The organism is Jatrophihabitans endophyticus, assembly GCF_900129455.1.
GTDB classification, from domain to species: domain Bacteria; phylum Actinomycetota; class Actinomycetes; order Mycobacteriales; family Jatrophihabitantaceae; genus Jatrophihabitans; species Jatrophihabitans endophyticus.
Genome location: NZ_FQVU01000002.1, coordinates 62,301 through 86,518, shown reverse-complemented (window position 1 = coordinate 86,518; position 24,218 = coordinate 62,301). Strand labels below are relative to the sequence as shown.

Genomic DNA, 24,218 nt, shown 5'->3' with positions numbered 1-24,218 from the left:
AAGTCCGCGCCCGTACGCCCATCCGAGAGACCGGAGTTCCGTCGTGAGCGTCGCCCCCGGCCCGTCCGACCAGGCCGCCTACCCTCCCGCGCCGACCGGCGAGTACGGCGCACCCGCTGCCCAGGGCCCGAAGGTGTCGGTCACCTGGACCGATGCCCTGCTCGTGCTCGGGGCGCTCGTCGCCGCGGTCGGGAGCTTCCTGCCCTTCGAGAAGCTGACGTACCACGGCGGCTCGTACTCGGTCACCGGCTTCGGCTCGGCGTCGACGTCGGGCTCGAAGGAGATCGCGCAGGGCTACACCACGGACCTCCTGACGCCGGGGCACGGCGGCGTGATCGTGCTCGTCGGCGCCCTCGTGGTGCTGCTCGCGGGCCTGCTCGTCCTCGCCGGCAAGGGGCGGCTGTGGGTCAGCATCGTCTCGCTCGTCGTCAGCGTCGTCGCCGGCTTCATCGCGCTCGTGGCGCTCGGCGTGCCGGCGAGCGACGCCAAGGACCTCAACAACCTGCGCGACGACTTCGACGTGTCCGGTTCGGTCCAGATCGGAGCCGTGCTCTGCGCGATCGGGATGATCGTCGCGCTCGCCTTCTCCATCGTCGCGCTCTGCGTCCGGCGCCGCCGGGGCTGACCCCGTCCCGCCGGCGCCCGACCGGCGGGGAGTTCTCCACCTCGCCGAGATCGGTCGCGGCCCGTTACGGTCGTCCGGCTCGGCTCGATCCTCGACTGCGAAAGGCCCTCGTGACCTCCTCCACACCGCCGCCCCCTCCGCCCGGACCCGCCGGCTCGCCGGTCCCGCCGCCCCCTCCGTTGCGGCCTCACGAGAACGAGGAGAAGGCGCACGTGGTTGCCTGGCTCGTGCCGGTGGCGGCTGCGCTCGCCGTGATCGGGGCATTCACGCCATGGTTCAAGCCGCAGGTGTCGGCCACGATCGGCGGCACGACGCGCTCCGCGGACGCCGTGGACGACGCCCTCTACTCCTGGAAGGAAGGCAAGCTCGGCCTCGTCGCGCCGATCGTGCTGGTGCTGCTCGCGATCGGTGTCGTGAGCCTGCTGCGCGGCGGATCGAACACCCGCTTCCACCGCGGTTCGTCGAGCCCGGTCGCGAACGCGGCGAAGGGGGCCCTCATCGCCGGCGTCGTGGCCATCGCCGCCGTCGTCGTCACTTACTTCCTGCTTCCCTCGCAGTACACCTTCACCGACGGGTCGAGGAAGTACTCCTGGGACGAGGCGCTCAAGCTGTTCAAGTCGCAGACCGGCGCGTCCGACACCGAGCTGAGTCAGGGTCCCCAGATCGGCTTCTGGCTGACCGCTGCTGCCGGCGTCGTCGCCGTCGTCGCCGGCATCCTGATGCTCGTGTTGCGGTCCAAGCAGTCGGCCGCTCCGAGCGGGCAGCAGCCGCCGGCGGGGTACGGGCAGCAGCAGCCGCCGGCGGGGTACGGGCAGCAGCAGCCGCCGGCGGGGTACGGCCAGCAGCAGCCGCCGGCGGGGTACGGCCAGCAGCAGCCGCCCGCCGGGTACGGCCAGCAGCAGCCGCCCGCCGGGTACGGCCAGCAGCAGCCGCCGGCCAACCCGCCGCATGGCTGATCGGTCGTGCCGGGGTGTCCCTGGCAAGATGACCAGCCGTGGTAGCCAATGTCCTCGACGGTGCCGCGACGCTCGCGGCGATCAAGTCCGAGCTCGCGGTCCGCGTCGCCGCGCTCGCCGAGCGCGGCGCGCGGCCGGGCCTCGGCACGGTCCTCGTCGGTGACGATCCCGGCAGCCGGTGGTACGTCAACGCCAAGCACAAGGACTGCGCCGAGATCGGCGTCGCGAGCATCCGGCACGACCTGCCCGCGACCGCGACGCAGGACGAGGTCGAGGCGCTCGTCGGCGAGCTCAACGCCGACCCGGCCTGCACCGCGTTCCTCGTGCAGCAGCCGACCGGTCTCGACGAGTTCGCGATCCTGTCTGCCGTCGACCCGGCCAAGGACGTCGACGGCCTCCACCCGGTGAACCTCGGCGCGCTGGTCCTCGGCCGGCGTGCACCCCTGCCGTGCACGCCCACCGGCATCATCGAGCTGCTGCGCCGTTACGAGGTCCCCATCGCCGGGGCGCACGTCGTGATCGTGGGTCGCGGCATCACCGTCGGCCGACCGCTCGCGCTCATGCTCACGCGCCGCTCCGAGAACGCGACCGTGACCGTGTGCCACACCGGCACCCGCGACCTCGCCACCCACGTGCGCAGCGCGGACATCGTGGTCGCCGCCGCCGGGTCGGCGTCGCTCGTCACCGCCGACATGGTCAAACCCGGCGCGGCCGTGCTCGATGCCGGGGTGAGCCGGGTGGACGGCAAGATCGCCGGCGACATCGCACCCGAGGTCGCCGAGGTGGCGGGCTGGCTCTCGCCCAACCCCGGCGGCGTCGGCCCGATGACCCGGGCGATGCTGCTCACCAACGTCGTCGAGGCCGCGGAGCGACGGCTCGCAGAACGGGCGTGACGTGCTCGCTCGCTCCTGGCGCTGGATCCGCGAGCAGCTCGCCTTCCTGATCGTCCTGGCCGGGGTCGTGGCCGCCTTCGGCTACCTGCTGGTCGAGCCCGGCCACTGGCGTCGCGGCACCATGGCGCTCGGCGTCGTCGTGCTGGTCGCCGGGGTGCTCCGGCTGACGATGCCCACCGCGCGGGTGGGCCTGCTCGCCGTCCGCAGCCGGTGGCTGGACACCGTCGTCTACCTCGTCCTCGGTGGGCTGATCCTCGCCGTCGACATCCGCCTGCATCCCTGAGGCCCGGCCGGGCTAGCCTGCGACTAAGCAGTCATCCGTCGAGGGAGATACGCAATGGCCGACAACCGTCGTGGCAAGGTGACCGTCGTGGGCGCCGGTTTCTACGGCTCGACGACCGCGCAGCGACTTGCCGAGTACGACGTCTTCGAGACCGTCGTGCTCACCGACATCGTCGAGGGCAAGCCCGAGGGTCTGGCGCTCGACCTCAACCAGTCGCGCCCGATCGAGGGCTTCGAGACCACCGTCGTCGGTGCGACCACCACCCCCGAGGGCGGCGGCTACGAGGCCACCGCGGGGTCGGACGTCGTCGTCGTCACCGCCGGCCTGCCGCGCAAGCCCGGCATGAGCCGCATGGACCTGCTCGAGGTCAACGCCAAGATCGTGCGCAGCGTCGCCGAGAATGTCGCGAAGCACTCGCCCGACGCGGTGATCATCATCGTGTCGAACCCGCTCGACGAGATGACGGCGCTGGCGCAGCTCGCGTCGCAGTTCCCCAAGAACCGGGTGTTCGGCCAGGCCGGCGTGCTCGACACTGCGCGCTTCACCAACAACGTCGCGACCGAGCTCGGTGTGCCGGTCGGGTCGGTGCAGACGCTGACGCTCGGCTCGCACGGCGACACGATGGTGCCGGTGCCGTCGGCGTGCTTCGTCGACGGCAAGCCGCTCGCCGAGACGCTGCCCGCGGACAAGATCGAGGAGCTCGTCACCCGTACCCGCAACGGCGGTGCCGAGGTCGTCGCCCTGCTCAAGACCGGTTCGGCGTACTACGCGCCGTCGGCCGCCGCGGCCCGTATGGCCCGCGCGGTCATCGAGGACTCCGGCGAGGTCATCCCGGTCTGCGCCTGGGTCGACGGCGAGTACGGCATCGACGGCGTGTACCTCGGCGTCGAGGCCGAGATCGGCCGCCAGGGCGTCAAGAAGGTCGTCGAGCGCGACCTCACCGACTCCGAGGTCGCCGGTCTCAAGGAGGCCGCCGAGGCCGTCCGCGCCAAGCAGGCCGACGTCGCCGACCTGTAACGGCACACCCCGCACGACCACCGGCGCAGGCCCGTCCGTCGCGGACGGACCTGCGCCGTGCCGTTGACCCGGCGGCGGATACGCGTGATCCTCGGCTGAGTCCCCGCGGTGCAGCCCAGCGCCGAGGTGCAGTCGGTCGACGACGACCGGGATTGCGACGGCGCGACGTGACCACTGCGACGACCCCACGCCGGACCAGGCGCACCGAGCTCGACACGTATCCCGGGGGCGCGCGGCGTTACGCCTGCCTGGGGATCGTCGTCGTCGCGACGGTCGTCCTCTACTACCAGTTCTACCTCGCCGGGGCCGTGGCCGCGGGGACGGACGGCCGCAACGGCATCCTCGTCGACTACGACATGTCCTTCGTGTACTACGTCAACATCGCCGTGGTCGGGTACGTCCTCGGGGCGCTCGCCTCGTTCGTCACCGGCGTGGCCGACCGCTACGGGCGCGTCACCATCATCACCACCGGGCTGTTCGTCGTCGCGCTGCTGTGCCTGCTCGGCATCCCGCTCGCGGACAGCAAGATCGGGTTCGCGGTCGTGTTCGGCGCCATCGGCCTCGTCGAGGGCGTCATCCTCGTCGCGACCCCGGCGCTGATCCGGGACTTCAGCCCGCAGCTGGGGCGGGCCTCGGCGATGGGGTTCTGGACGCTCGGCCCGGTCATCGGCTCGCTCGTCGTGAGCATCCAGGTCAGCAGCCTCGGCGACGACACCCCGTGGCACGACCAGTACGTGATCGCGGGCGCCGTCGGGCTCGTCCTGGCGGTGGTGTCCGCGCTGTTCCTGCGTGAGCTGTCGCCGCGGCTGCGCGATCAGGTGATGGTGAGCGCGCGCGACCGCGCGCTCGTCGAGGCGCGGGCGAAGGGCATCGACGTCGAGGCGTCGCTGCGTCGACCGTTCCGGCAGATGCTCAAGCCGGACATCCTCGGCTCGGCGTTCGCGATCAGCGTCTTCCTGATCATCTACTACACCGCCGTCGGCTTCTTTCCGGCGTTCTTCCAGACCGTCTTCGGCTACACGCAGTCCAAGGCGAACTCGCTGGGCAACTGGATCTGGGCCTGCAACGCCGGCGCGCTGCTGCTGATCGGCTACCTGTCGGACAAGGCCCGCGTCCGCAAGCCGTTCATGGTGGTCGGCGCGGTCGGCGCCATCGTGTGCACGATCGTGTTCCTCAGCCACGTCACGGAACCGGACACGTCCTACACCTGGTTCGTGGTCGTCCTCAGCGTGCTGGCGGTCTTCCTCGGCCTCGCGTACGCGCCGTGGATGGCGAGCTTCACCGAGACCGTCGAGCGTCGCAATCCCGCGCTCGCCGCGACCGGGCTGGCGGTGTGGGGCCTGGTGATCCGGGTCGTCATCGCGGTGTCGGTGTTCGTCGTGCCGCACGTGGTCGACACCGTCTCGACGCTCGTCGAGAAGGGTCCGGCCGCCGTCGCCCTGCAGGAGAAGTACCCGCGCGAGATCGCAACCGCCCAGAAGCTCGACGAGAAGACGTCGGCGGCGCTCGCGGCCACCCCGAACGACGTGCCGACCCAGCTGCGGGCCGTCAGCGAGGTGTCCGGCGTGTCCGTGGCCGACGTCGGGGTCGTCGCCCGGCTGAACGCCGAGCACCGCGACGCCCTCGCCGCGGCGCAGGTGGTCGACCCCGCCACGCGCAGCGCCATCGTGCAGAACCCGAGCGATCGTGCCGCGGGTGCCCGCGCCGTGGCGCAGGTGGTGAGCAAGCTCGGCACCACGCCCGCGCGGGCCGGGCAGCTGCTGCGCGAGCTCACCACGATCCCGACCGGCCAGCTGCTGCTGCTGTCGCAGAGCGGGACGAAGGTGCAGGCCGCGCAGGCGTCACTCGTCGCGTTGGGCAAGGTGCCCGCCTCGGACCTCGCCGTGCTCAAGGAAGCGGGTGACGCGGCCGAGAAGTCGCCGACGCAGTGGCAGCACTACTTCTGGGTCGCCGTCGGCGGGCAGCTCGTGTTCATCCCGCTGATCTTCCTGCTGGCCGGCCCGTGGAGTCCGCGGGCCGCGCGCCGGGCCGAGGCCGAGCACGAGGCGAGGATTCAGCGCGAGCTCGCCGACCTCTGACCGGGAAACGGCGGGTTGTGCCCGCTGGCGGGATCAACCCACCGCGCTTCGCGTGAGCATGGCGCGGATCGACGCGATGACGTACCCGGGTCGCTCGGTCAGGTCGGCCCAGGTGAAGCGCAGTACCGTCCAGCCCAGCGCCACCAGGCCGTTCTGTCGCGACCGGTCGCGACGGAAGCGGTCGACATCGACGTGGTACGCCATGCCGTCGACCTCGACGGCCAGTCGGTGCAGCGGGAACGCGACGTCGACGACGCCGAGCAGTTCGCCCGCGTGCCACACCTCCTGGTTCGGGGTCCATCCTCGGATGCCGGCGCGGCGCAACAGCCGATGGAGGACTCGCTCGGACTCGGCCGCCGCTCCATCCGCCAGCTGCGCGGCGATCCGGCGCAGCTGCGGGTTCCCGCGAATGCGGGGTTCCCGCGTCAGCGCGGCCGTGCACGTCGAACGCTCGATCCAACCGCGCTGCAGTGCCCGGTCGGCGAGCCGCGTGGCCTGCGTGAACGGCAATTCGCGCAGCAGGGCGACCACGGTGCCGCGACGGTCGAGGACGGGGAGGCCGGACCGGATACGGGTCTGCCCGGCCAGCAGATCGTGGCGCCGCAGCCGGACGCCCTGGGGGGCCACGACGTGACGGTCACCGGGCACCACCACGTGGACCGCGTCGCCGTCCGCCGGGTCATCCCTGACGCCCCAGAGGCGGCCCGCGGTGAAGGACCCGAGCACGCCGTCGGTGGCGAGGACCGCGGCCCAGAGTCGCGCCTGCCAGGTGAGCGGAGCACCGCCGAGGACGTGCACGCCGCGACTGAGCCGGGTGAGCTCACCGCTCGCGGTCATCCGGGCGACGGTCGAGGCGGAGACGCCGCAGCGCCGCAGTTGCGCGTGGGAGATCACGCCCGCCTGCGGGCGCGCGACCTCCCACCACTGCATCGCGCCAGCCTGCCCGAGCGCGCGGCCTGAACGGCGTTGTCCACAACTGCTTCGCGAAAGCGGTGGGTTGTGCCCGCCGGCGGGATCAACCCACCGCTGTTGTCAGAGCGTGCCGAGGACGGCGGCGCGCAGGACGTCCAGGCCGACGGAGCCGACGTCGAGGGCGCCGCGGTGGAAGGCCTTGACGTCGAAGGCGTCGCCCGCGGCCGCGCGGGCGTCGTCGCGCAGCTGCAGCCAGAACCGTTCGCCGATCTTGTACGACGGCGCCTGTCCCGGCCAGCCGAGGTAGCGATCGAGCTCGAAGCGGCGGAAGCCCTCGGCGGTGTTCGCGTGGGCGGTGAGGAAGCGCCACGCCTTGTCGTAGTCCCACGCGCCGCCACCGACCTCGGCCGGTGCGGGGAGCTCGCAGTGGATGCCGATGTCGAGGACGACGCGGGCCGCGCGCAGCGACTGCCCGTCCAGCATGCCGAGGTGGTCGGCCGGGTCGTCGAGGAAGCCGAGGTCGGCCATCAACCGCTCCGCGTAGAGCGCCCACCCCTCGCCGTGCCCGCTCACCCACGACCCCAGCCGGCGCCACCGGTTGAGCAGCGCGGCGCGGTAGACGGTCTGCGCGACCTGCAGGTGGTGGCCCGGGACGCCCTCGTGATAGACGGTCGTGCGCTCCCGCCACGTGCCGAAGTCGTCGACGCCCTTGGGCACCGACCACCACATCCGGCCCGGACGCGTGGTGAGGTCCTCGCTCGGACCGGTGTAGTAGATGCCGCCCTGCTGCGTCGGCGCGATCAGGCACTCGATGCGCCGGATGGGCTCGGGGATGTCGAAGTGGACGTCGGCGAGCGCGGCCACGGCCTCGTCGGACGTGCGCTGCATCCAGCGCTGCAGTTCCTCGGTGCCGGCGAGCCGATGGGCCGGGCTCGCGTCGAGGTGGGCGATCGCGTCCGCCACCGAGCCGCCGGGGACGATCCGCTCGGCCGTCGCGGCCATCTCCGCCTCGATGCGCGCGACCTCGGCCTGCCCCCACTCGTAGGTCTCCGCCAGGTCGAGCCGGGTGCCGAGGAACGCGCGCGAGTGCACCGCGTACCGCTCCCGGCCGACCGGGTCGCGCTCGGGAGCGGCGGGCAGCAGTTCGTCGCGCAGGAAGGCGGCCAGCCGCTCGTACGCCTCCCCTGCCTGCCGGGCCGCGCGGTCCAGGTCGCCCCGCACCGAGTCGGGCACGTCGGCGTCGGTCGCCTGCGCGGCGAGGGAGACGAAGAAGCCGTCGTCACCCACGTTGTCCGCGCACTGCTCGACGCCGATGCGGACCTGCCGGACGGGTGGCACCGTGCCGGCGACCGCGGCGTCGCGCAGCGAGGCGACGTACCCGCCCAGCGCGTCGGGCACCGCCGCCAGCCGGGCGGCGATCGTGGCCCAGTCGTCGACGGTCGCCGTCGGCATGAGATCGAAGACGTCGCGCACGAACTGCAGCGGCGAGTCGATGTTGTTGAGTCGCGCGCTGTCCGCGCGGATCGCGCGCAGGTCGTCCTCGGTCTCGAGCAGGTCGCGCAGCGCCGCGGCGGTGACGCGGTCGGTGTCGTCGACCGCCTCGGTCGCCGCGAGCGCGGCCAGGGTGGCGCGCCGCAGCTCGGCGACCGCGGCCAGGCCGTCCGGGCTCAGATCGGGCAGCGCGTGGTCGTGCCCGGCGATGCCGGCGAAGGTCGCGTAGACGGGGTCGAGCGCGGCCTGCCGGTCGAGGTACTCGTCGGCCACCCGGTCGACGGCGGTGGGGCGCCGCGCGGCGTCCGGTGCGGGAGTGCTCATGGCTGCACCCTAGGACGCCCGCCGGCCGGGGCGCCTCGTCACCACGCGTGTCGATTTGTCCGTGACAACGTGTCATATTCGGCTGGAGACGATGACTGTGACGACATGTCTGGGTAACGTCGCGGTGATCCGACCGACTCGCGCACGGGGAAGGACGACGATGCTGGCCCACGAACGACACGGTTCGGGCGAGCCGCTCGTGCTGATCCACGGCGTCACCCACCGCCGACAGGCGTGGTACCCGGTGCTGGACCAGCTCGCCGAGCACCGGGAGGTCGTCCTCGTCGACCTGCCCGGCCACGGCGAGTCGCCGGACCTCGTCACCGCCGGCCGGCCGGTCCCCGACGTCCTGCGCGACGAGTTCAAGGCGTTCCTCGACGGCCTCGGGCTGGTCCGGCCCCACGTCGCCGGGAACTCCCTCGGCGGCCTGGTCGCGCTCTACGCCGGCGCGAACGGCCACGCGCGCTCGGTCACCGCCCTCTCACCCGCCGGCTTCTGGCGTACCCCGGCCGAGTTCGTCTACACCCGCCAGATCTTCACCCGGGCCTGCGTCCTCGCCGCCCGGCTCGGCCCGCGCGCCGAGCTGCTCGCCCGTAGCCGCGGGGGCCGCACGGTGATGTACGGCCTGCTCACCGCCCGTCCGGGGCGGGTGTCGCCGGACCAGGCCGTCGGCGACCTGCGCGGCTTCCTGCGCTCCCGGCCGGCGCTGGCCACGCTGCTGGCCGCGGCGGAGCCGTTCACCGCGACCATCCCCGCCGACGTCCCGGTGACGATCGGCTGGGCGGCCCGCGACCTCGTCCTGCCGGCCTGGCAGGCCGAGACCGCCCGGCGCCGGCTGCCGGCGGCCGAGCACGTCACCCTGCGCGGCGTCGGGCACGTCCCGATGAGCGACGATCCGCGCCGCGTCGCCGACCTGCTGCTGCGCGGCAGTGCACCCGCCGCGACGGTCGCGCCCCTCGCGCGTCCCGCCCGCCGTCGGACGGACGCCGCCACCGCCTGACCCTCGTACACTCGGCCCCCATGGGCGAGCTGTTCGTGAACATCGGCATCGTCCTACTGCTGATCCTGGTCGAGGGCGTGTTCGTCGCCGCCGAGATCGCGCTCGTCTCGCTCCGCGAGGGGCAGGTGCGCGCGCTGCAGGAGTCCGGCCGGCGCGGCGGCGCGGCCGTGTCGCGTCTCGTCGGTGACCCGAACCGCTTCCTCGCCGCCGTCCAGATCGGCGTCACCTCGACCGCGCTGCTGTCCTCCGCGTTCGGCGCCGTCACGATCTCCGACGAGGTCAGCGACTTCCTCGTCGACCACGGCTGGAGCGACGGCCTCGCCTCGGTCGTCGGCGTCGTGGGCGTCACGCTCGTCATCTCCTTCGTGACGCTGGTGGTGGGCGAGCTCGCGCCGAAACGGCTGGGCCTGCAGCGGGCCGAGGGTGCGGCGCTGTTCTTCGCGCCGCCGCTGGAACGCATCGCGGCCGTCTTCCGGCCCATCATCTGGTTGCTGTCGCGCGCGACGAACGGCATCGTCCGCGCCCTCGGCGGCGACCCGGAGGCCGGTCGCGCCCCCATCACCGACGAGGAGCTGCGCGGGCTGGTCGCCGCCCACGAGTCGCTCGGCTCCGACGAGCGGACGCTGATCGACGACGTCTTCGCCGCCGGCGAGCGGTCGGTGGACGAGGTCATGGTGCCGCGCACCGAGGTCACCTTCCTCGAGGGGACGATGACGGTCGCCCGGGCCGCCAAGGTCGCCAGCGACTCGCCGCACTCGCGCTACCCCGTCGTCGGCCGCGGCCACGACGACGTCGTGGGCTTCATCCACATCCGCGACCTGCTGGTGCCCTCCGTCCGGCACGAGCGCGACCGGACGGTCGCCAGCCTCGTGCGCGAGGTCAAGGCGCTGCCCGGCAGCAAGCACGTGCTCGCGGCCATGTCCGAGATGCGCCGCGAGGGCCACCACCTCGCCATCGTCGTCGACGAGTACGGCGGCACGGACGGCATCGTGACCCTCGAGGATCTCATCGAGGAGGTCATCGGCGACATCCGCGACGAGTACGACACCGACGCCGACGACTCCAGCCGGCTCGCGAGCGGCGAGCTGGAGGTCAACGGCCTGCTCAACCTGGACGAGGTCGCCGAGCTCGTCGACGTCGAGCTGCCGGAGGGGCCGTACTCGACGCTCGGCGGCTACGTCATGGCGGCCCTGGGGCGGCTGCCGCAGACCGGCGACGCCGTCGACTACGAGGGTCTGCAGCTCACGGTGCTGCGCGTGGAGGGACGCCGGGCGGCACGCATCCGCCTGTCGCCGCGGCCGGACGCCGCGGCGGCCCCGGTGGCCGCGGAGGCGGGCTGACCCGCCCGAGGGCAGGGCGGACCGGGTGGGACAATCGAGGGATCATGGCGCCGAAATCCTCGTCCCGCCCTCGCGTGCTCTCCGGCATCCAGCCGACGTCCGCGTCGTACCACCTCGGCAACTACCTCGGGGCGCTGCAGCAGTGGGCCCGGCTGCAGGACGAGCCGTACGACGTCTTCTACTTCCTCGCCGACCTGCACGCGATCACGCTCAACCCGCCCGACCCGGCGGTGCTGACGCAGCGGTCCCGCGGTGCCGCGGCCCAGCTGCTGGCCGCGGGTGTCGACCCCGAGCGCAGCGCGATCTTCCTGCAGAGCCACGTCCAGGGCCACACCCAGCTGTCCTGGGTGCTCGAGTGCCTCACCGGCGAGGGTGAGGCCCGCCGGATGACGCAGTTCAAGGACAAGTCCGGCCGCGGCGAGTCGGTGAGCGTCGGGCTGCTGACGTACCCGATCCTGCAGGCGGCCGACATCCTCATCTACCAGGCCAACTTCGTGCCGGTCGGCGAGGACCAGCGCCAGCACGTCGAGCTCACCCGCAACCTCGCGCAGCGCTTCAACGGCCGCTACGGCGAGACGTTCGTGGTGCCGGACGCGCTGATCCCGAAGGCGACCGCACGCGTGCTCGACCTGCAGGACCCGACGTCGAAGATGAGCAAGTCGCTGCCCGACGCCGGCACGCTGAACCTGACCGACCCCCCGGCCGTGCTCACCAAGAAGATCAAGCGCGCCACCACCGACTCCGAGACCGAGATCCGTTACGACCCGGCGGCCAAGCCGGGGGTGTCGAACCTCGTGGCCATCCTCGCCGCGGTCACCGACCAGCCGGTCGAACAGGTCGCGGCGGGCTTCGCCGGGCAGGGGTACGGCGCGCTGAAGGGTGCCGTCGCCGACGCGGTCGTGGCCTTCGCCGAGCCCTTCGCGCGGAGCCTCGCCGGCTACCTCGACGACCCCGCCGAGCTGGACCGCATCCTGGCCCGCGGCGCCGAGCGCGCCCGGCCCATCGCCGCCGAGACGGTGCGCGACGTCTACGAGCGGGTCGGCTTCGTGGCTCCGGTGGCGCTCGGGCATGAGTGAGGTCGTGGTCGGGGTCGCGGTGGCGATCCCGCAGCCGCACGCCACCGTGCTGACGAACTGGCGGCGGCACGTCGGTGACCCGGCCGCCGACCTCGTCTTCCCGCACGTCACGCTGCTGCCGCCGACGCCCGTCCCGGCCGACGCGATGGACGACGTCGAGGCCCATCTCGCGGTCGCGGCCAAGGAGGTCGAGCCGTTCTCGATGCACCTGGCCGGCACGGGCACGTTCCGACCGCTGTCGCCGGTGGTGTTCATCCAGGTCGCGACCGGGGTGTCGCAGTGCGAGACCCTGGAGGGGGCGATCCGCACCGGTCCGCTCGAGCGCGAGCTGGCCTTCCCGTACCACCCGCACGTCACCGTCGCGCACGACATCCCCGACGCCGGGCTCGACGACGCCTACGACGGGCTCTCGACGTTCGTCGCCCGGTTCGCCGTCGGCAGCTTCGTGCTCTTCTCGCGCGAGGACGGCGGGCGCTGGACGTGGCGCACGGAGTTCCCGTTGGGCGGTACGGAGGGCGACGCCGCCGGGTAACACGCTCGTGTGAGCGACACCGCGCAGCCGCCGGACGCCGGCCAGGACGCCGACGCCCCGGGACGTCTCGCGCGCGTCAAGGCCGGCGCCGCCGGACGGTGGCAACGAGCCCAACAGGATCACCTCTGGCTGCGCCACGTCGTCGACGCGTGGGGTCTGCTGACCCGCAACCACGGCAATCAGTACGCCGGGGCGATCACGTACTTCAGCTTCCTCGCGCTGTTCCCGATGCTGCTGCTCGCGGTGTCGGTCACCGGTTTCGTGCTCTCGTCCCACCCGGGGGCCGAGGCCGACCTGTTCCGGCACATCACCGACGAGGTGCCGGGCGAGTTCGGCACCACGCTCAGCGAGTCGGTCCAGACCGCCATCGACAAGCGCACGGGGGTCGGCATCGTTGGCCTGCTCGGCGTCCTGCTCACCGGGCTGGGATGGATCGGCAACCTGCGCGAGGCCATCGACGCGGTCTGGGGCCGTGCCAAGCCCAAGCGCAACTTCCTCGCCGAGCGGCTGTCGAATTTGCTGGTGCTGGCGGGGCTGGGGGTCGGGATCCTCGTCTCGCTCGCCCTGACCGTCGTGGGCACCTCGCTCACCGACCAGATCCTCGACTTCGTCGGCCTCGACGAGCTGCCGGGCTCGACGATCGTGCTGAAGATCCTGGGCATCGCGATCGCGGTCGCCGGCGACTCGGTCATCTTCTGGTGGCTGCTCGTCCGGCTGCCCGACGTCGAGGTGGACAAGCGCATCGCGCTGCGCGGCGCGATCCTCGCCTCGGTGGGCTTCGAGATCCTCAAGATCCTCGGCACCTACACCATCGCCCACAGCGCCGGCAGCGCGACCGCCGGACCGTTCGCCGGCATCATCGCCGTCCTCGTGTGGATCCAGCTGGTCATGCGCTGGATGCTGTTCTCCTGCGCGTGGATCGCCACGGTGAACACCGCGGCCCGCACCGCCAACAGCGTGCCGGTCATGCCGGTGCGCGGGGTCGACGGGACGGCCGCGGCCGGGCCGGACACCCCGCAGTCGGCGGTCCGGCCCGCGACGGTCGGCGCGACGCTCGTGGGCGCCGGGGCCATCGCGGGAGCGGTCGCGACCTGGGCGGCGACCCGCGATCGCCGCGACCGCGAGGACTGAGCTCGGGTCAGTGCCGACGGGCCATGCGCTGCGCGAGGCCGAGCACGCCGGCCAGCAGGACGGCCGCGATCGCGGCCTGGGCCCACAGCGGCACCGACGACCCGCCGGTCGGGGCGGCCGCGGCCGTCGCGCCGGGCGCGGCGGTGGTCGCCCGTGCCCGCGCGTCGCCCTCGGCGCGGGCCGGGGTGGCCAGCGTGCCCACCCGGGCGGTGGCGGGTAGCGAGCGGGCCCAGCTCACGAGCCGCTTGGCCTGCACCCACTGGTCGACCGGCCAGCGCTGTGCCCGCAGCAGGACGACGCCGTAGCGGTGACCGCCGCGTTCGATCGCGCCGACGAAGGTGTGCTGGGCCGCGTCGGTGTAGCCGGTCTTGGCGACCAGCGCGCCCTTGACCGTGGTCAGGAACTCCTGGTTCTGGTTGTACAGCGTCACCTTGCCGACGACGTCGTGGAACGGCAGCGTCGACTTCGCCACGCGGTCGTAGGCGGCGAAGCGGGGCTGCGCGAGCGCGGCGCGCAGGAACAGCGTCATGTCGTAGGCACTCGTGAGCTGCTGCCAGCCGTCCAGTCCCGACGGCGTCTGGACGTAGGTGTCGTAGGCGCCCAGCGCCCGGGCCGTGCGGTTCATCAGCGCCACCGTCTTCGCACGCCCCCCGGCCGCCGCGGCCAGCGCCTCCGCGCAGTCGTTGCCCGACACCAGCAGCAACCCTCGGAACAGCTGGTCGACGGTGTACCGGCCGCCCGCGACGAGCCCGGCGTGCGAGCCCTCGGTGTCGGCCGAACGGCGTGACACCGTCACCGTGCGGGGTCCGGGCAGGACGGGCAGCAGGGCGACCGTGGTGAGGACCTTCTGGATGCTGGCGGGCTGGTAGCGCCCGTGCGGGTCGCGAGCGGCGACGACGCGACCGGTGTCGAGATCGGTGACCATCCACGCCTGCGCGGTGATGTCGGCGGGGAGCGCGGAGCGCTTCGTCCCGGCCGGCAGCACCTCGCCGCGGCCGAGCAGCTGCGTCCCGCCGACCGGCTCGCCGTCGGGACCGATCCCGCCGCGACGCGGATGCGGGTCGGGGGCGGCGGGCGAGTTCGCGCCGTCGGTCGGGCTCGGAGCGGCCGGCGGGACCGAATGCGACCCGGCGGCCGCCGCGGGGGCCGCGAGCACGGCGGTCAGCAGGGCCGTCGTCAACGCCGCCGTGATCGTCCGTGCCCGCACCGGACGAGGGTAGGTGCCGCCGGGTTACCCGCCGGTCACCGACATGCCTACCGGTCGACGATGATCTGGAAGTTGACCGGTCGGCTCGCCGGGAAGGTCGTCCGGCCGGTGGCGTCGACCATCTTGAAGCGGACGAAGCAGAACGTCGCGCGCGTCGGCGTGCTGATCGAGACCGCGACGTCGACCGTCCGTCCGGGCAGCGTCGTGGGCACCGGGACGTCGGCGATGGTCTGGCAGTCGCCGCGCCGCTGCGGCAGGTCGATGCGGTGCAGCGCGTACCCGCGCCAGGTGACCGTGCCGATGTTGCGGAAGCGCCACACCTTCTTCACCGTCGAGCCGGCGACGACATGCGTGCAGTCGGTCAAGGACACGTCGCGGACGAAGACCTCGGCGTCACCCTGGTGCGCGGGCGGCGCCGACGGCGGATCGGTCTGTCGGACCGAGCAGTCCGCCGCCGTGTAGCGCGTCGCGGTGCCGCCGGACGACCCGCCGTCCGATCCGCTCGTCAGCCCGAGCACGACCAGGACGGCGGCGGCGAGGACCACGACGACGCCGCCGGCCACGGCGTAGGGCAGCCAGCGCGGGCGGCTCCCACCCGTCCGTGCCGCTGCCGGCGCGGCGGCGGCCGGGGTCGCCGGATCGGCCGGGGTCACCGGGTCGTCGTCGGTGGCGCTGACGACCCGATCGGCGGCCTGCCACCGCTCCCGGTACGCGTCCGGGTCGCCGCCGCAGGCCTTGACGAACTCGACGGTGGTGGGCCAGCTGGGCAGCCGGTTGCCCTGCGCGGCCTCGTGCAGCGTGGTGTGCGAGATGGCGCGTGAGCGCCCGGCCAGCTCCCGGAACGACGGGTTGCCCGACCCCGCGCGCAGCTCGCGCAGCCGGTCCGCGAACGCCTCGATCGCCGCTGCCCGCGTCGCCTGGTCGGCCACAGCCTCGCCCTCTCCCTTCCGTGCAGCCGGTGCGCTGCGAGGGGGAGGCTACCGCCCGGGGAGCGGGACCAAACGCCCGATACCGGGCGCCGGTGCCGGTCGCGGCATCGCCCGCCGCCCCCGCAGGACGGGAGACGACGGGCGACGGGTCCGCGACGGGCTCAGCCGGTGAGGGTGACCCCGTCGTAGTACGACCGCAGGATGGCGGCGTAGCCGGTGCCGGCCTTCGCCTTGTCCCGGGAGCCGGTCTGCGACAGCCAGTCCCCGTCGACCCAGCCCGGGCACGCGGTGCTGGTCGAGCAGTAGTGCGCCTGCAGCACGTTGCCGCTGCGGGTCAGCCGGGTGCTCCACGTGTCGTCCACGGCGGCGCTGGTGGCCGCCACCGCCGAGCCGGGTTCGTAGACCTGGCTGCTGGTGTTGTCGTACACGTCGAAGCACTGGCCGCTCGACGTCTTGCGCGTCGAGTGCAGGGCCCAGTACCAGCCGTAGCTCTTCACGGCCACGGCGCCGGCGCGCAGGGACTCCTTCGGCCAACTGGCCGGCCACTCGTTGGGCAGCACGTTCTTGACGTAGGTCTTGAACGCGACCCGTTGCACCGTCCCGAGCGACTTGCGGTAGACCAGGATCGAGCTCGGCAGCGTGGTGTTGCTGCCGTCGGTCTTGCAGCCGGTCGGCGGCGCCGCGCTGAGCAACTGGTGCGACGCGTTCTGATTCTTGAGGGTGGCGTTCAGGTTGCCCTTCGCGCCCGTCGCGAAGTCCTGGTGGGCGCCGGCGTAGTTGCTGTTGAAGTAGACGCGCACGGTCTTGCCGGTGCGGTTCCACACCGCGGCGGCGTTGTTCTTGACGCACTTGCCCTTGCCGTTGCCCGTGCCCTTGAACTCGTAACAGCTGGGCTGCTTGGCGCCGTAGTCGTCGAGGGAGTCGGTGAAGTCCGAGACGGACCCCTTCTCGCCGCTGTTGAAGTAGTAGCAGAACTCCCCGTTGTCGCACGTGCCGTCACGCCCCGCCGCGCTGGCCGGCGCGGCCAGCACGGTGGTGGCGCCGAGCAGCAGGGCGGCGGCTGCGAACAGCGAGATCAGTGGTGATCGCCTGTGCACGACGCGGCCCTCAGTGGTTGAACCACGGCTGGGTCCAGCCGAGGTAGGACTCGCCGAAGCTGGACTCGATCGTGGCGATCGTGGTCGTGCCGTAGCGGCCGGCGTGGTACCGGCCGTCGGTGCCGACGTCGGTCGAGGCGAACTTTCCACCACCGAGGGAGAGCATCACGTGCCCGTAGCCCTTCGAGCCGCCCTTGAAGAAGGCCAGGCCGCCGGCCGGGACGGTCTTGGAGCCCGCGTGCTTGTACTTGGCGGGCACCTGGGTCCAGTGCGCGTACGCGTCGTGCGACCCGCTGTTGGACCAGCCGTAGGCCAGGCCCACGACGTGGTCGCAGGTGCCGACGCCGAGCGAGGTGCTGCCGATGTGGTTCTTCGCCCACGCGACGGCCTGCGCGCACGTGTTCGGGTCGCCGAGCCCGCTCGTGGAGCACGACCCGCCACCGCCCCCGGTGGTGCCGACCTGGTGCGAGGCGTTGTTGTTCTTCAGCGTGGCGTTGAGGTTGCCCTTGGCCGCCGAGGCGAAGGCCTGGGAGGCGCCCCCGTAGTTGCTGTTGAAGAACACGTGCACGGTCTTGCCGGTGCGGTTCCACACCGAGGCGGCGTTGTTCTTGACGCACTTGCCCTTGCCGTTGCCCGCGCCCTTGAACTCGTAGCAGCTGGGCTGGGTCGCGCCGTAGTCGCCGAGCGATCCGGAGAAGTCCGAGATCGAGCCCTTCTCGTCGCTGTTGTAGTAGTAGCAGAACTCCCCGCTGTCGCACGTGCCGTTGCGGGCGGACGCGGCGACGGCCGGGTCGGCGAGGACGAGGGCGGGTGCCGCGAGGGCGGCGGCGGTGGCGGCCACGGCCGCGCGCTTGCTGATCCGATTCACGATCGATCTCCTTGGGGTGTCGAGCGAGCTGGTGGGTGGGTGTCGGTCAGTGGGCGTCCTGGTACTCCTCCCAGGTGCGGATCGGGACCTTCGGGCCGTCGTCGGCGGCGCCGTTGGCCAGGCCGTTCTTGCCGAGGTAGTAGTCACCGGTCTGGTGCTGGGCCGCCGGCGACAGATCGGTGTCGCTGATCGCGGCGGCGTGGATGTGGTACGGCCAGTCGCCCTGGCTGGGGTCGCGCACCCAGGCCGCGAAGCCGACCTGGCGCAGCGCCTTCGCCACGGCCGTCCGGGTGGCCGCGGACATCCCCGTCACGGAGATGTCGACGACGCCACCGCCGTCGTGCGTGCCGGCCGACGTCGTGTCGCCGCCGGGGTTGTACGACCCTTGGCTCAGGGTCAGCGTGCGCTTGGCCAACCGGCCGGCCTCGGCGAGCATCTTGTCGGTGCGGGTGTCGACGACGATGTCGTCGCCGGCATCGACCCGCTTGCCGGGCGCAACCTTGTCGGTGACGGTGAAGCGGCCGCTGCCGAGCTTCGTGAGCGACGCCGTGCCCGGCAGGCCGTTCGCGCCGAGGCCGGTGTAGCCGAGCGACTTCTGGTACCGGGTGTACGCGGCGACGGTCTCGGTGCCGAAGTAGCCGTCGACCCATTTCGCCGCCAGCAGGTGGTGCGCCTGCAACGCCTTCTCGACGCGCAGCACACTGCTCTTCGCGCCCGGGGTGAGCGTGTCGTCCGCGCGGCGTGGGTCGATCTGGGCCGCCTTGACCGTCGCCGCCATGTCGACGCTCGGCAGCGCCGCGGCGCGCGTGGGTTCGGCACTCGCCGCCACGGCGGGTAGTGGGACCAGCGCCGCGGCCATGGCGAGGGCCACGGCTCGGGGTAGGGACGTCATGGGAGCACCTCCGCGTCGGGAACGTCGACGACCCTCCCGTCCCCGCGGCCGTGTCCGACAGGGGCGACGTCCGTCAGGGGACGGCGAAGCCTCGCCAGCCCCCTTGTCCCGGGGGCTGCGGGGTGTTGTCAGGCGCCGTCAGGACGTGGCTGACAGCCGGGGTGAGGTGACCGCCGGTCATACTCGGACGCGTGGTCGTCTCGAAACGGGTCGCGTGGTTCCTCGTCGCGTTCGGCGTGTGGAGCTGGATCATCTGGCCGACGTTCCTCAAGAACATCTGGGTCGACAAGCGCTCCTGGAACCACGGCATGACGGCGTTCTTCGGTGTCCATCTCGTGCTGGTGATCGTCTCGCTCACTCTCGGAACGATCATCGGCGTGCTCGGCGTCCGCGCGCTGCGGGCACGGTCGACCCCGACCCGGGGGAACGAGGGCGAGCGCCGGGCGGACGGGTCGCGGCGGTGACGGCATCCCGGTGTGGCAATAGTGCTACATTGTGCCACATGACGTCGGTGGCCTCGCGGGACCTGCGCAACCACACGGCCGAGGTGCTCCGGCAGGTGGCCGACGGCACCCGGGTCACCGTCACCGTCAACGGCCGGCCCGTCGCGGAGATCGGTCCAGTGCGCGCGCTGCGCCCGCAGTTCTTCAGCAAGGCCGACCTGCTGACGCTGGTCGTCGCGCACCAGGCCGACGCCGGCCTCACCGCGGAGCTGGAGGCGCTCGCCGGCGACACGACCGACGACCTGGACGCGCTGTGAGCACCGCGCCGGCCGTGCTCGACACCAGCGTGCTGATCGCGCGCGAGTCGGGCCGAGCACTGGACGTCGACGCGCTGCCCGACCGCACGACCGTCTGCGTCGTCACCATCGGTGAACTGCAGGCCGGCGTGCTCGCGGCGCCGGACACGGCAACGCGTGCTCGCCGGCTGTCGACCCTCGGTGCCGCCATGACCGTCGAGGCGTTGCCCGTCACGGCCGAGGCGGCGCGTCGGTGGGCGGAGCTACGGGTGCGGCTCGCCGAGCTGGGTCGCCGCGCCAAGGTGAACGACCTGTGGATCGCCGCCGTCGCCCTCGCCAACGGCATGGACGTCGTCACGCAGGACGACGACTTCGACGTCATCGCACTCGCCGGCGGCCCGGAGATCGTTCGCGTCTGACGCGGCCGCGCCCGGCTGTCACCGTCGCGTCGCCCGGCTGAGCTGCCGGCTGCCGCCCCGCTGGTACCGGCGCGGCTCACTCCCGGGTGATGCCGCCGAGGACGAGGTCGATGCCGGCCAGGAACTGTTCGCGGTCGTCGTGGCCGGGAAGCTGTGCCGCGATCCGGCGCACGAACGGGAACTCGGCCTCGTCGAGCTCGGCCCACTGCCGGGCGATGGCGGACAACGCCGTGTCGCGGTCCGTGTCCCGGGGCGCGTGCCGGGCGTTCGCGGCGTTCTGGGCCGCGGCGCCGAGGACGTAGCTCGCCAGCGCGGTCACCACGTGGAAGTGACGTTCCGCCGGCACCTCGAGATCGTCCAGCGGACGCCCGAGCGCCTCGACGATGCGCATGCTCGCCAGCTGCCAGGGCTCCTGGGAGAGCTGCGAGCCGATCCAGGGATGCGCGTCGATCGTGTCGAAGAGACCGAGCGCGACCCGGCGGATCCGCTCGTGCGGCGTGGCCCGCGTCGGGCCGGCTCCGGTGGCCTCGGCGACGAGCGCGTCCGTCGCCGCCGCGAGCAGCTCCTTCTTGTTCGCGACGTGCCAGTAGATCGCACCGGGACCGGTGGCGAGGGTCGCCGCGAGGGTGCGGAACGTCAGGGCGCGCTCGCCCTCGGTGTCGAGGATGGTGATCGCGGCCGCGATGATCCGCTCGCGCGACAGCGCGTCCGCGCGTCGCGACGGTCGGCCCACGGCAGCGTCCACCCGGCCATCTTGACACAGCCTGGAATGACGTTCCACCATGAGGGTGGAACGACGTTCCATCCTGAGTCGAGAGGAGGCCGGCCATGGCCGCCACCACCACCGCGTCCGCGCCGACGCGCACCTATCCGTCGCTGCGTGCCGCATGGATCCCGCTCTTCGCGCTGTGCCTGGCGTTCTTCGTCGAGATGGTCGACAACACCCTGCTGGGGATCGCCCTGCCCACCATCGGCCGCGATCTCGGCGGCAGCACCACGGCGCTGCAGTGGGTGACCGGCGCGTACTCCCTGGTCTTCGGCGGTCTGCTGCTGTCGGCCGGATCGGCCGCGGACCGGCTCGGTCGCCGCCGCGTCCTGCAGGTGGGACTCGTGCTCTTCGGCCTGCTCAGCCTCCTCGTCGTCTGGGTCGACTCGATCGGGCAACTGATCGCGCTGCGTGCCGCGCTCGGCATCGCCGCGGCCATGATGGCGCCGATCACCAACTCGCTGGTGTTCCGGCTCTTCGACGACCAGGCGCTGCGGATGCGCGCCATCACCGTGATGATCACCGTCGGCATGACCGGTTTCATCCTCGGCCCGCTTCTCGGCGGCACCGCCTTGGCGCACGTGCGATGGGAATGGCTGCTGGTGGTCAACGCCCCGATCGCGCTCGTCGCCTTCGTCGGCGTCCGCTTCGGGGTCGCGCCCGACGACCCCGACGGCCTCACCCGGGACCGGCTCGACCTGCCCGGCGCCCTGGCCAGCATCGCCCTGATCGGCCTCGGCTGCTACACCGCCACCAGCGGCACCGACCACGGCTGGGCCGCACCGGCGACCATCGCGTCCGGGGTCGGTGCGGTGGCCGCCCTGATCGTGTTCGTCCGGCACGAACGGCGTACGCCCGAGCCGATGCTCGACCTCGCCGTCTTCCGCCGCGGCGCCGTCCGGGGCGCCAGTCTCGCCCAGGCCGGCACGGCCATCGCCATGGCCGGGGTGATGTTCTCGCTGATCATCCACTTCCAGTACGCCTACGGGTGGAGCCCCGTCCGTGCCGGGCTGGCGAACCTGCCGCTCATCGTCACCATGATCGCCGCGACGCCGGTCTCGGAGGGCCTCGGCAAGCGCTTCGGCCACCGCATCGCGTGTGTCGTCGGCGCCGCCCTGCTCGCCGGCTCGCTCGCCGGGCTCGCGTGGGCCGTCCCGCACGGCTACCTCGCCGTGGCCGTGTTCATGGTGACCTTCACCGTCGGGCTGCGCACCGTCATGACGATCTGCGCGGTCGCGCTCGTGGACGCGATGCCGCACAACCGCACCTCGCTCGGCGCGGCGCTCAACGACGCCGCCCAGGAGGTCGGCACGAGCGTCGGCACCGCGGTCGTCGGCACGCTCATCGCCACCCTGGTCGTGCGGGCGCTGCCGAACGGGACGTGGAGCGAGCACCTGGTCGGGTCCTTCTTCCACGGCGAGCGCGTCATCTTCGCGGTGCTCGCGGTCGTGGTCGGGATCCTGGCCGGCTGGGGGGCGCTCACGCTCACCGACTCCCGCAACGTCGAGGAGCCCCACTAGGGTCACCGGCGCGCGATCCGCGGTGTCGTAGGCGGCGGGCACGATGGCCCCATGACGACTCTCGGCGTGATCTTCCCGCCCAGCCGCCCGCCCGAGGAGCTGCGCGAGGTGGCCGTGGCCGCCGACGACGCGGGCGTCGAGCAGCTCTGGTTGTGGGAGGACTGCTTCTTCGAGAGCGGGGTGGCCGCCGCGGCGGCGGCGCTGGGCTGGACGCAGCGCATCGCGGTGGGCATCGGGCTCATGCCCGTCCCGCTGCGCAACGTCGCGCTGACCGCCATGGAGATCGCGACCATCGAGCGGCTCTTCCCGGGGCGGTTCGTGCCGGGCATCGGGCACGGCGTGCTCGACTGGATGGGCCAGGTGGGTGCTCGGGCGGCGTCGCCGATGACGTTGCTGCGCGAGTACGGCACGGCGCTGCGTGCGCTCCTGCACGGCGAGACGGTGTCGACCGACGGGCGCTACGTCCAGCTCGAGGACGTCGCGCTCGACTGGCCGCCGTCCCCGGCCCCGCCGCTGCTCGTCGGCGCGGTCGGCCCGAAGACCCTCGAGCTCGCCACCGAGGTGGGCGATGGTGTGATCCTCACCGGCGCCACCACGCCGCAGGCGTTGCGCGATGCGGCCGAGCCCCTCGCCGCCGGGCAGGCCCGCAGCGGGCGTGCCGCGGCCGACGTCGTCGTGTTCGTGACGGTCACCGACCGTGCCCCGGCCGCCGAGATCGCGGCCCGGGTCGGCGACTACGCCGCCGCCGGTGCCACCCACGTCGCCCTGCACGCCGTGGGCGACGACTCCTACCCGTTGCCCGAATTCGCCGCATTGGTCGGCAGAGAGGTGCGGCCCGCGGTGCGCTGAGCGCCGATGGGTGCGCCGCTCGTGGGCGTCGGCAACGATCCGGTTTCAGACCTCCGGGCGCCGCGGGTGGTGCTCGGGGCGCGGCTATGGTGTCGGCATCACACGCTCGCGGCGGTCCCTGACTGCCCGTAAATAAGGGGAAAGACTTGGTTCGCAAGGGTTGCGTGGCGTTCGTCGCCGCGGTGTCTGCGCTCAGCCTCGGCCTCAGTGCCTGTGCGAAGACCGACTCCGGGGACGACTCGTCCGACAGCCAGAAGCCGGCCGTCATGTGGGTGGACTCCGACGGCTGCACGACCGCCAAGCAGTACTGCAACGTCTTCCTGACGACGGTGCTGAAGAACGACAAGCAGGCCGTGCAGCTCGCCGTCGAGAACGCCTCGGCCGGGATCTTCCCCAAGGTCGACACCGTCGGCGACCTCAAGAACGGCGGCACCGGGCTCGCGTCCTACCACCAGTTCGACGGCAAGGTCGACGACAGCCTGAAGTCCGAGGTGAACAAGGTCAAGGCCGACATCATCGCCGGCAAGATCACCATCACCTCGAAGGCCCAGCCCAAGGGCAAGACCGAGCTCACCCCGCCGAGCTCCGGCAAGACGGACGCCAGCTTCTCGGCCTGCATGGTCACCGACACCGGCGGCATCGACGACAAGTCCTTCAACGCCGCGTCGTGGTCGGGCATGCAGGCCGCGCAGACCGCCGGCAAGGCCAAGGTGCAGTACGTGTCGTCCAAGACCCAGGCCGACTACGCCCCGAACATCCGCGCGCTCGTGAACAAGGGCTGCAAGCTCATCGTCGGCGTCGGCGGCCTGATGGGCGAGGCGATCAACAACGCCGCCAAGGCCAACCCGAAGCTGCACTTCGCGCTCGTCGACGGCGCCGGCAACGGCTCCAACGTGCAGGGCCTGCAGATCAACACCGCGCAGTCGGGCTTCCTCGGCGGCTACCTCGCCGCGGGCTACTCCAAGAGCGGCAAGGTCGCGACCTACGGCGGTCTCGCCATCGCCCCGGTGACGGTCTACATGGACGGCTTCTACGAGGGCGTGCAGTACTACAACAAGCAGAAGAGCAAGAAGGTCCAGGTGCTCGGCTGGAACGAGTCCACGCAGAAGGGCACCTTCGCCGGCAGCTTCACCGACCAGGGCAAGGGCCAGCAGATCACGCAGAACTTCATCCAGCAGGGTGCCGACGTGATCTTCCCGGTCGCGGGCGGCACCGGGCTCGGCAGCGCCGCCGCCGCGCAGGCCGCCAAGTAACGCCGCCGACGGCCCGGGGAC

General features: G+C 72.4%; 25 protein-coding genes. 17 read left to right on the top strand and 8 right to left on the bottom strand.

Annotated elements, in window-relative coordinates; genetic code table 11:
- Window positions 1–43: 43 nt before the first annotated feature.
- The 6 genes from BUE29_RS05625 to BUE29_RS05600 all read left to right on the top strand — a co-directional run bounded on the left by BUE29_RS05625 (window position 44) and on the right by BUE29_RS05600 (window position 5,852).
- The gene (locus BUE29_RS05625; RefSeq protein ID WP_073387382.1) at window positions 44–625 is read left to right on the top strand and encodes a hypothetical protein; all 582 of its coding nucleotides are present in this window, start codon (window positions 44–46) and stop codon (window positions 623–625) included.
- Window positions 626–837: 212 nt separating this feature from the next.
- Complete coding sequence (locus BUE29_RS22740) at window positions 838–1,581, top strand: resistance to Congo red protein (RefSeq protein WP_200800078.1); 744 nt, start codon at window positions 838–840, stop codon at window positions 1,579–1,581.
- A 38-nt stretch (window positions 1,582–1,619) separates the two neighbouring features.
- Window positions 1,620–2,474, top strand: a complete 855-nt coding sequence (locus BUE29_RS05615) for a bifunctional methylenetetrahydrofolate dehydrogenase/methenyltetrahydrofolate cyclohydrolase (protein WP_073387379.1) — start codon at window positions 1,620–1,622, stop codon at window positions 2,472–2,474.
- 1 nt (window position 2,475) lies between these two features.
- The gene (locus tag BUE29_RS05610; RefSeq protein WP_073387376.1) at window positions 2,476–2,757 is read left to right on the top strand and encodes a DUF3017 domain-containing protein; all 282 of its coding nucleotides are present in this window, start codon (window positions 2,476–2,478) and stop codon (window positions 2,755–2,757) included.
- Between the two features lie 54 nt (window positions 2,758–2,811).
- A complete protein-coding gene (gene mdh, locus BUE29_RS05605) occupies window positions 2,812–3,774 on the top strand; it encodes a malate dehydrogenase (protein ID WP_073387373.1) in 963 nt (320 codons plus the stop codon).
- Window positions 3,775–3,941: 167 nt separating this feature from the next.
- The gene (locus BUE29_RS05600; protein WP_200800077.1) at window positions 3,942–5,852 is read left to right on the top strand and encodes an MFS transporter; all 1,911 of its coding nucleotides are present in this window, start codon (window positions 3,942–3,944) and stop codon (window positions 5,850–5,852) included.
- Between the two features lie 33 nt (window positions 5,853–5,885).
- On the opposite strand, the gene BUE29_RS05595 is transcribed toward BUE29_RS05600, so the two are convergent.
- Window positions 5,886–6,782, bottom strand: a complete 897-nt coding sequence (locus BUE29_RS05595; RefSeq protein WP_073387370.1) for a type IV toxin-antitoxin system AbiEi family antitoxin domain-containing protein — start codon at window positions 6,780–6,782, stop codon at window positions 5,886–5,888.
- A gap of 102 nt (window positions 6,783–6,884) precedes the next feature.
- Window positions 6,885–8,579 (bottom strand): DUF885 domain-containing protein, encoded by a 1,695-nt coding sequence (locus BUE29_RS05590; protein WP_073387368.1) that lies wholly within the window; start codon window positions 8,577–8,579, stop codon window positions 6,885–6,887.
- A gap of 160 nt (window positions 8,580–8,739) precedes the next feature.
- Between BUE29_RS05590 and BUE29_RS05585 the strand changes: the two genes are divergently transcribed.
- The 5 genes from BUE29_RS05585 to BUE29_RS05565 are packed head-to-tail and all read left to right on the top strand — an operon-like array spanning window position 8,740 to window position 13,658.
- The gene (locus BUE29_RS05585; RefSeq protein ID WP_073387365.1) at window positions 8,740–9,579 is read left to right on the top strand and encodes an alpha/beta fold hydrolase; all 840 of its coding nucleotides are present in this window, start codon (window positions 8,740–8,742) and stop codon (window positions 9,577–9,579) included.
- Window positions 9,580–9,599: 20 nt separating this feature from the next.
- Entirely contained in the window at window positions 9,600–10,919 is a 1,320-nt protein-coding gene (locus tag BUE29_RS05580; RefSeq protein WP_073387362.1) for a hemolysin family protein, read from the top strand.
- A 44-nt stretch (window positions 10,920–10,963) separates the two neighbouring features.
- Complete coding sequence (gene trpS, locus BUE29_RS05575; RefSeq protein WP_073387359.1) at window positions 10,964–11,995, top strand: tryptophan--tRNA ligase; 1,032 nt, start codon at window positions 10,964–10,966, stop codon at window positions 11,993–11,995.
- Window positions 11,988–12,527, top strand: a complete 540-nt coding sequence (locus tag BUE29_RS05570) for a 2'-5' RNA ligase family protein (RefSeq protein WP_073387356.1) — start codon at window positions 11,988–11,990, stop codon at window positions 12,525–12,527. The genes trpS and BUE29_RS05570 overlap by 8 nt, the downstream gene beginning before the upstream one ends.
- 9 nt (window positions 12,528–12,536) lie before the next feature.
- Window positions 12,537–13,658 carry a YihY/virulence factor BrkB family protein gene (locus BUE29_RS05565; protein ID WP_073387353.1) on the top strand — a complete coding sequence of 374 codons (1,122 nt, stop codon included), beginning with the start codon at window positions 12,537–12,539 and terminating at the stop codon, window positions 13,656–13,658.
- Between the two features lie 7 nt (window positions 13,659–13,665).
- On the opposite strand, the gene BUE29_RS05560 is transcribed toward BUE29_RS05565, so the two are convergent.
- The 5 genes from BUE29_RS05560 to BUE29_RS05535 all read right to left on the bottom strand — a co-directional run bounded on the left by BUE29_RS05560 (window position 13,666) and on the right by BUE29_RS05535 (window position 18,651).
- Window positions 13,666–14,865 carry a D-alanyl-D-alanine carboxypeptidase family protein gene (locus BUE29_RS05560; RefSeq protein ID WP_073387349.1) on the bottom strand — a complete coding sequence of 400 codons (1,200 nt, stop codon included), beginning with the start codon at window positions 14,863–14,865 and terminating at the stop codon, window positions 13,666–13,668.
- Window positions 14,866–14,912: 47 nt separating this feature from the next.
- Window positions 14,913–15,794 (bottom strand): NBR1-Ig-like domain-containing protein, encoded by an 882-nt coding sequence (locus BUE29_RS05555; RefSeq protein WP_073387346.1) that lies wholly within the window; start codon window positions 15,792–15,794, stop codon window positions 14,913–14,915.
- A 161-nt stretch (window positions 15,795–15,955) separates the two neighbouring features.
- The gene (locus BUE29_RS22370; RefSeq protein ID WP_159440828.1) at window positions 15,956–16,891 is read right to left on the bottom strand and encodes a SpoIID/LytB domain-containing protein; all 936 of its coding nucleotides are present in this window, start codon (window positions 16,889–16,891) and stop codon (window positions 15,956–15,958) included.
- Window positions 16,892–16,901: 10 nt separating this feature from the next.
- The gene (locus BUE29_RS05540) at window positions 16,902–17,759 is read right to left on the bottom strand and encodes a peptidase inhibitor family I36 protein (RefSeq protein ID WP_084180763.1); all 858 of its coding nucleotides are present in this window, start codon (window positions 17,757–17,759) and stop codon (window positions 16,902–16,904) included.
- A gap of 46 nt (window positions 17,760–17,805) precedes the next feature.
- Window positions 17,806–18,651 carry a peptidoglycan-binding domain-containing protein gene (locus tag BUE29_RS05535; RefSeq protein WP_073387343.1) on the bottom strand — a complete coding sequence of 282 codons (846 nt, stop codon included), beginning with the start codon at window positions 18,649–18,651 and terminating at the stop codon, window positions 17,806–17,808.
- Window positions 18,652–18,842: 191 nt separating this feature from the next.
- Between BUE29_RS05535 and BUE29_RS05530 the strand changes: the two genes are divergently transcribed.
- From BUE29_RS05530 to BUE29_RS05520, 3 genes are read left to right on the top strand one after another with little or no spacing between them, the layout of a single operon-like run.
- The gene (locus BUE29_RS05530; RefSeq protein ID WP_073387340.1) at window positions 18,843–19,115 is read left to right on the top strand and encodes an SCO4848 family membrane protein; all 273 of its coding nucleotides are present in this window, start codon (window positions 18,843–18,845) and stop codon (window positions 19,113–19,115) included.
- 38 nt (window positions 19,116–19,153) lie between these two features.
- A complete protein-coding gene (locus BUE29_RS05525) occupies window positions 19,154–19,411 on the top strand; it encodes a type II toxin-antitoxin system Phd/YefM family antitoxin (RefSeq protein ID WP_073387337.1) in 258 nt (85 codons plus the stop codon).
- On the top strand, window positions 19,408–19,809 hold the full coding sequence (locus BUE29_RS05520; protein WP_073387334.1) for a PIN domain-containing protein: 402 nt from the start codon (window positions 19,408–19,410) through the stop codon (window positions 19,807–19,809). Before BUE29_RS05525 ends, BUE29_RS05520 begins: the two co-directional genes overlap by 4 nt.
- A 76-nt stretch (window positions 19,810–19,885) precedes the next feature.
- Here the strand turns inward: BUE29_RS05520 and BUE29_RS05515 are convergent, their stop codons facing one another.
- Window positions 19,886–20,554 (bottom strand): TetR/AcrR family transcriptional regulator, encoded by a 669-nt coding sequence (locus BUE29_RS05515; RefSeq protein WP_073387331.1) that lies wholly within the window; start codon window positions 20,552–20,554, stop codon window positions 19,886–19,888.
- Between the two features lie 83 nt (window positions 20,555–20,637).
- On the opposite strand from BUE29_RS05515, the gene BUE29_RS05510 reads away from it, so the two are divergent.
- The 3 genes from BUE29_RS05510 to BUE29_RS22735 all read left to right on the top strand — a co-directional run bounded on the left by BUE29_RS05510 (window position 20,638) and on the right by BUE29_RS22735 (window position 24,197).
- Window positions 20,638–22,095, top strand: a complete 1,458-nt coding sequence (locus BUE29_RS05510) for an MFS transporter (protein ID WP_073387329.1) — start codon at window positions 20,638–20,640, stop codon at window positions 22,093–22,095.
- A 51-nt stretch (window positions 22,096–22,146) separates the two neighbouring features.
- Window positions 22,147–22,944, top strand: a complete 798-nt coding sequence (locus BUE29_RS05505) for an LLM class flavin-dependent oxidoreductase (protein ID WP_073387327.1) — start codon at window positions 22,147–22,149, stop codon at window positions 22,942–22,944.
- A gap of 182 nt (window positions 22,945–23,126) precedes the next feature.
- On the top strand, window positions 23,127–24,197 hold the full coding sequence (locus BUE29_RS22735; protein ID WP_200800076.1) for a BMP family ABC transporter substrate-binding protein: 1,071 nt from the start codon (window positions 23,127–23,129) through the stop codon (window positions 24,195–24,197).
- The last annotated feature ends 21 nt before the right edge of the window (window positions 24,198–24,218 follow it).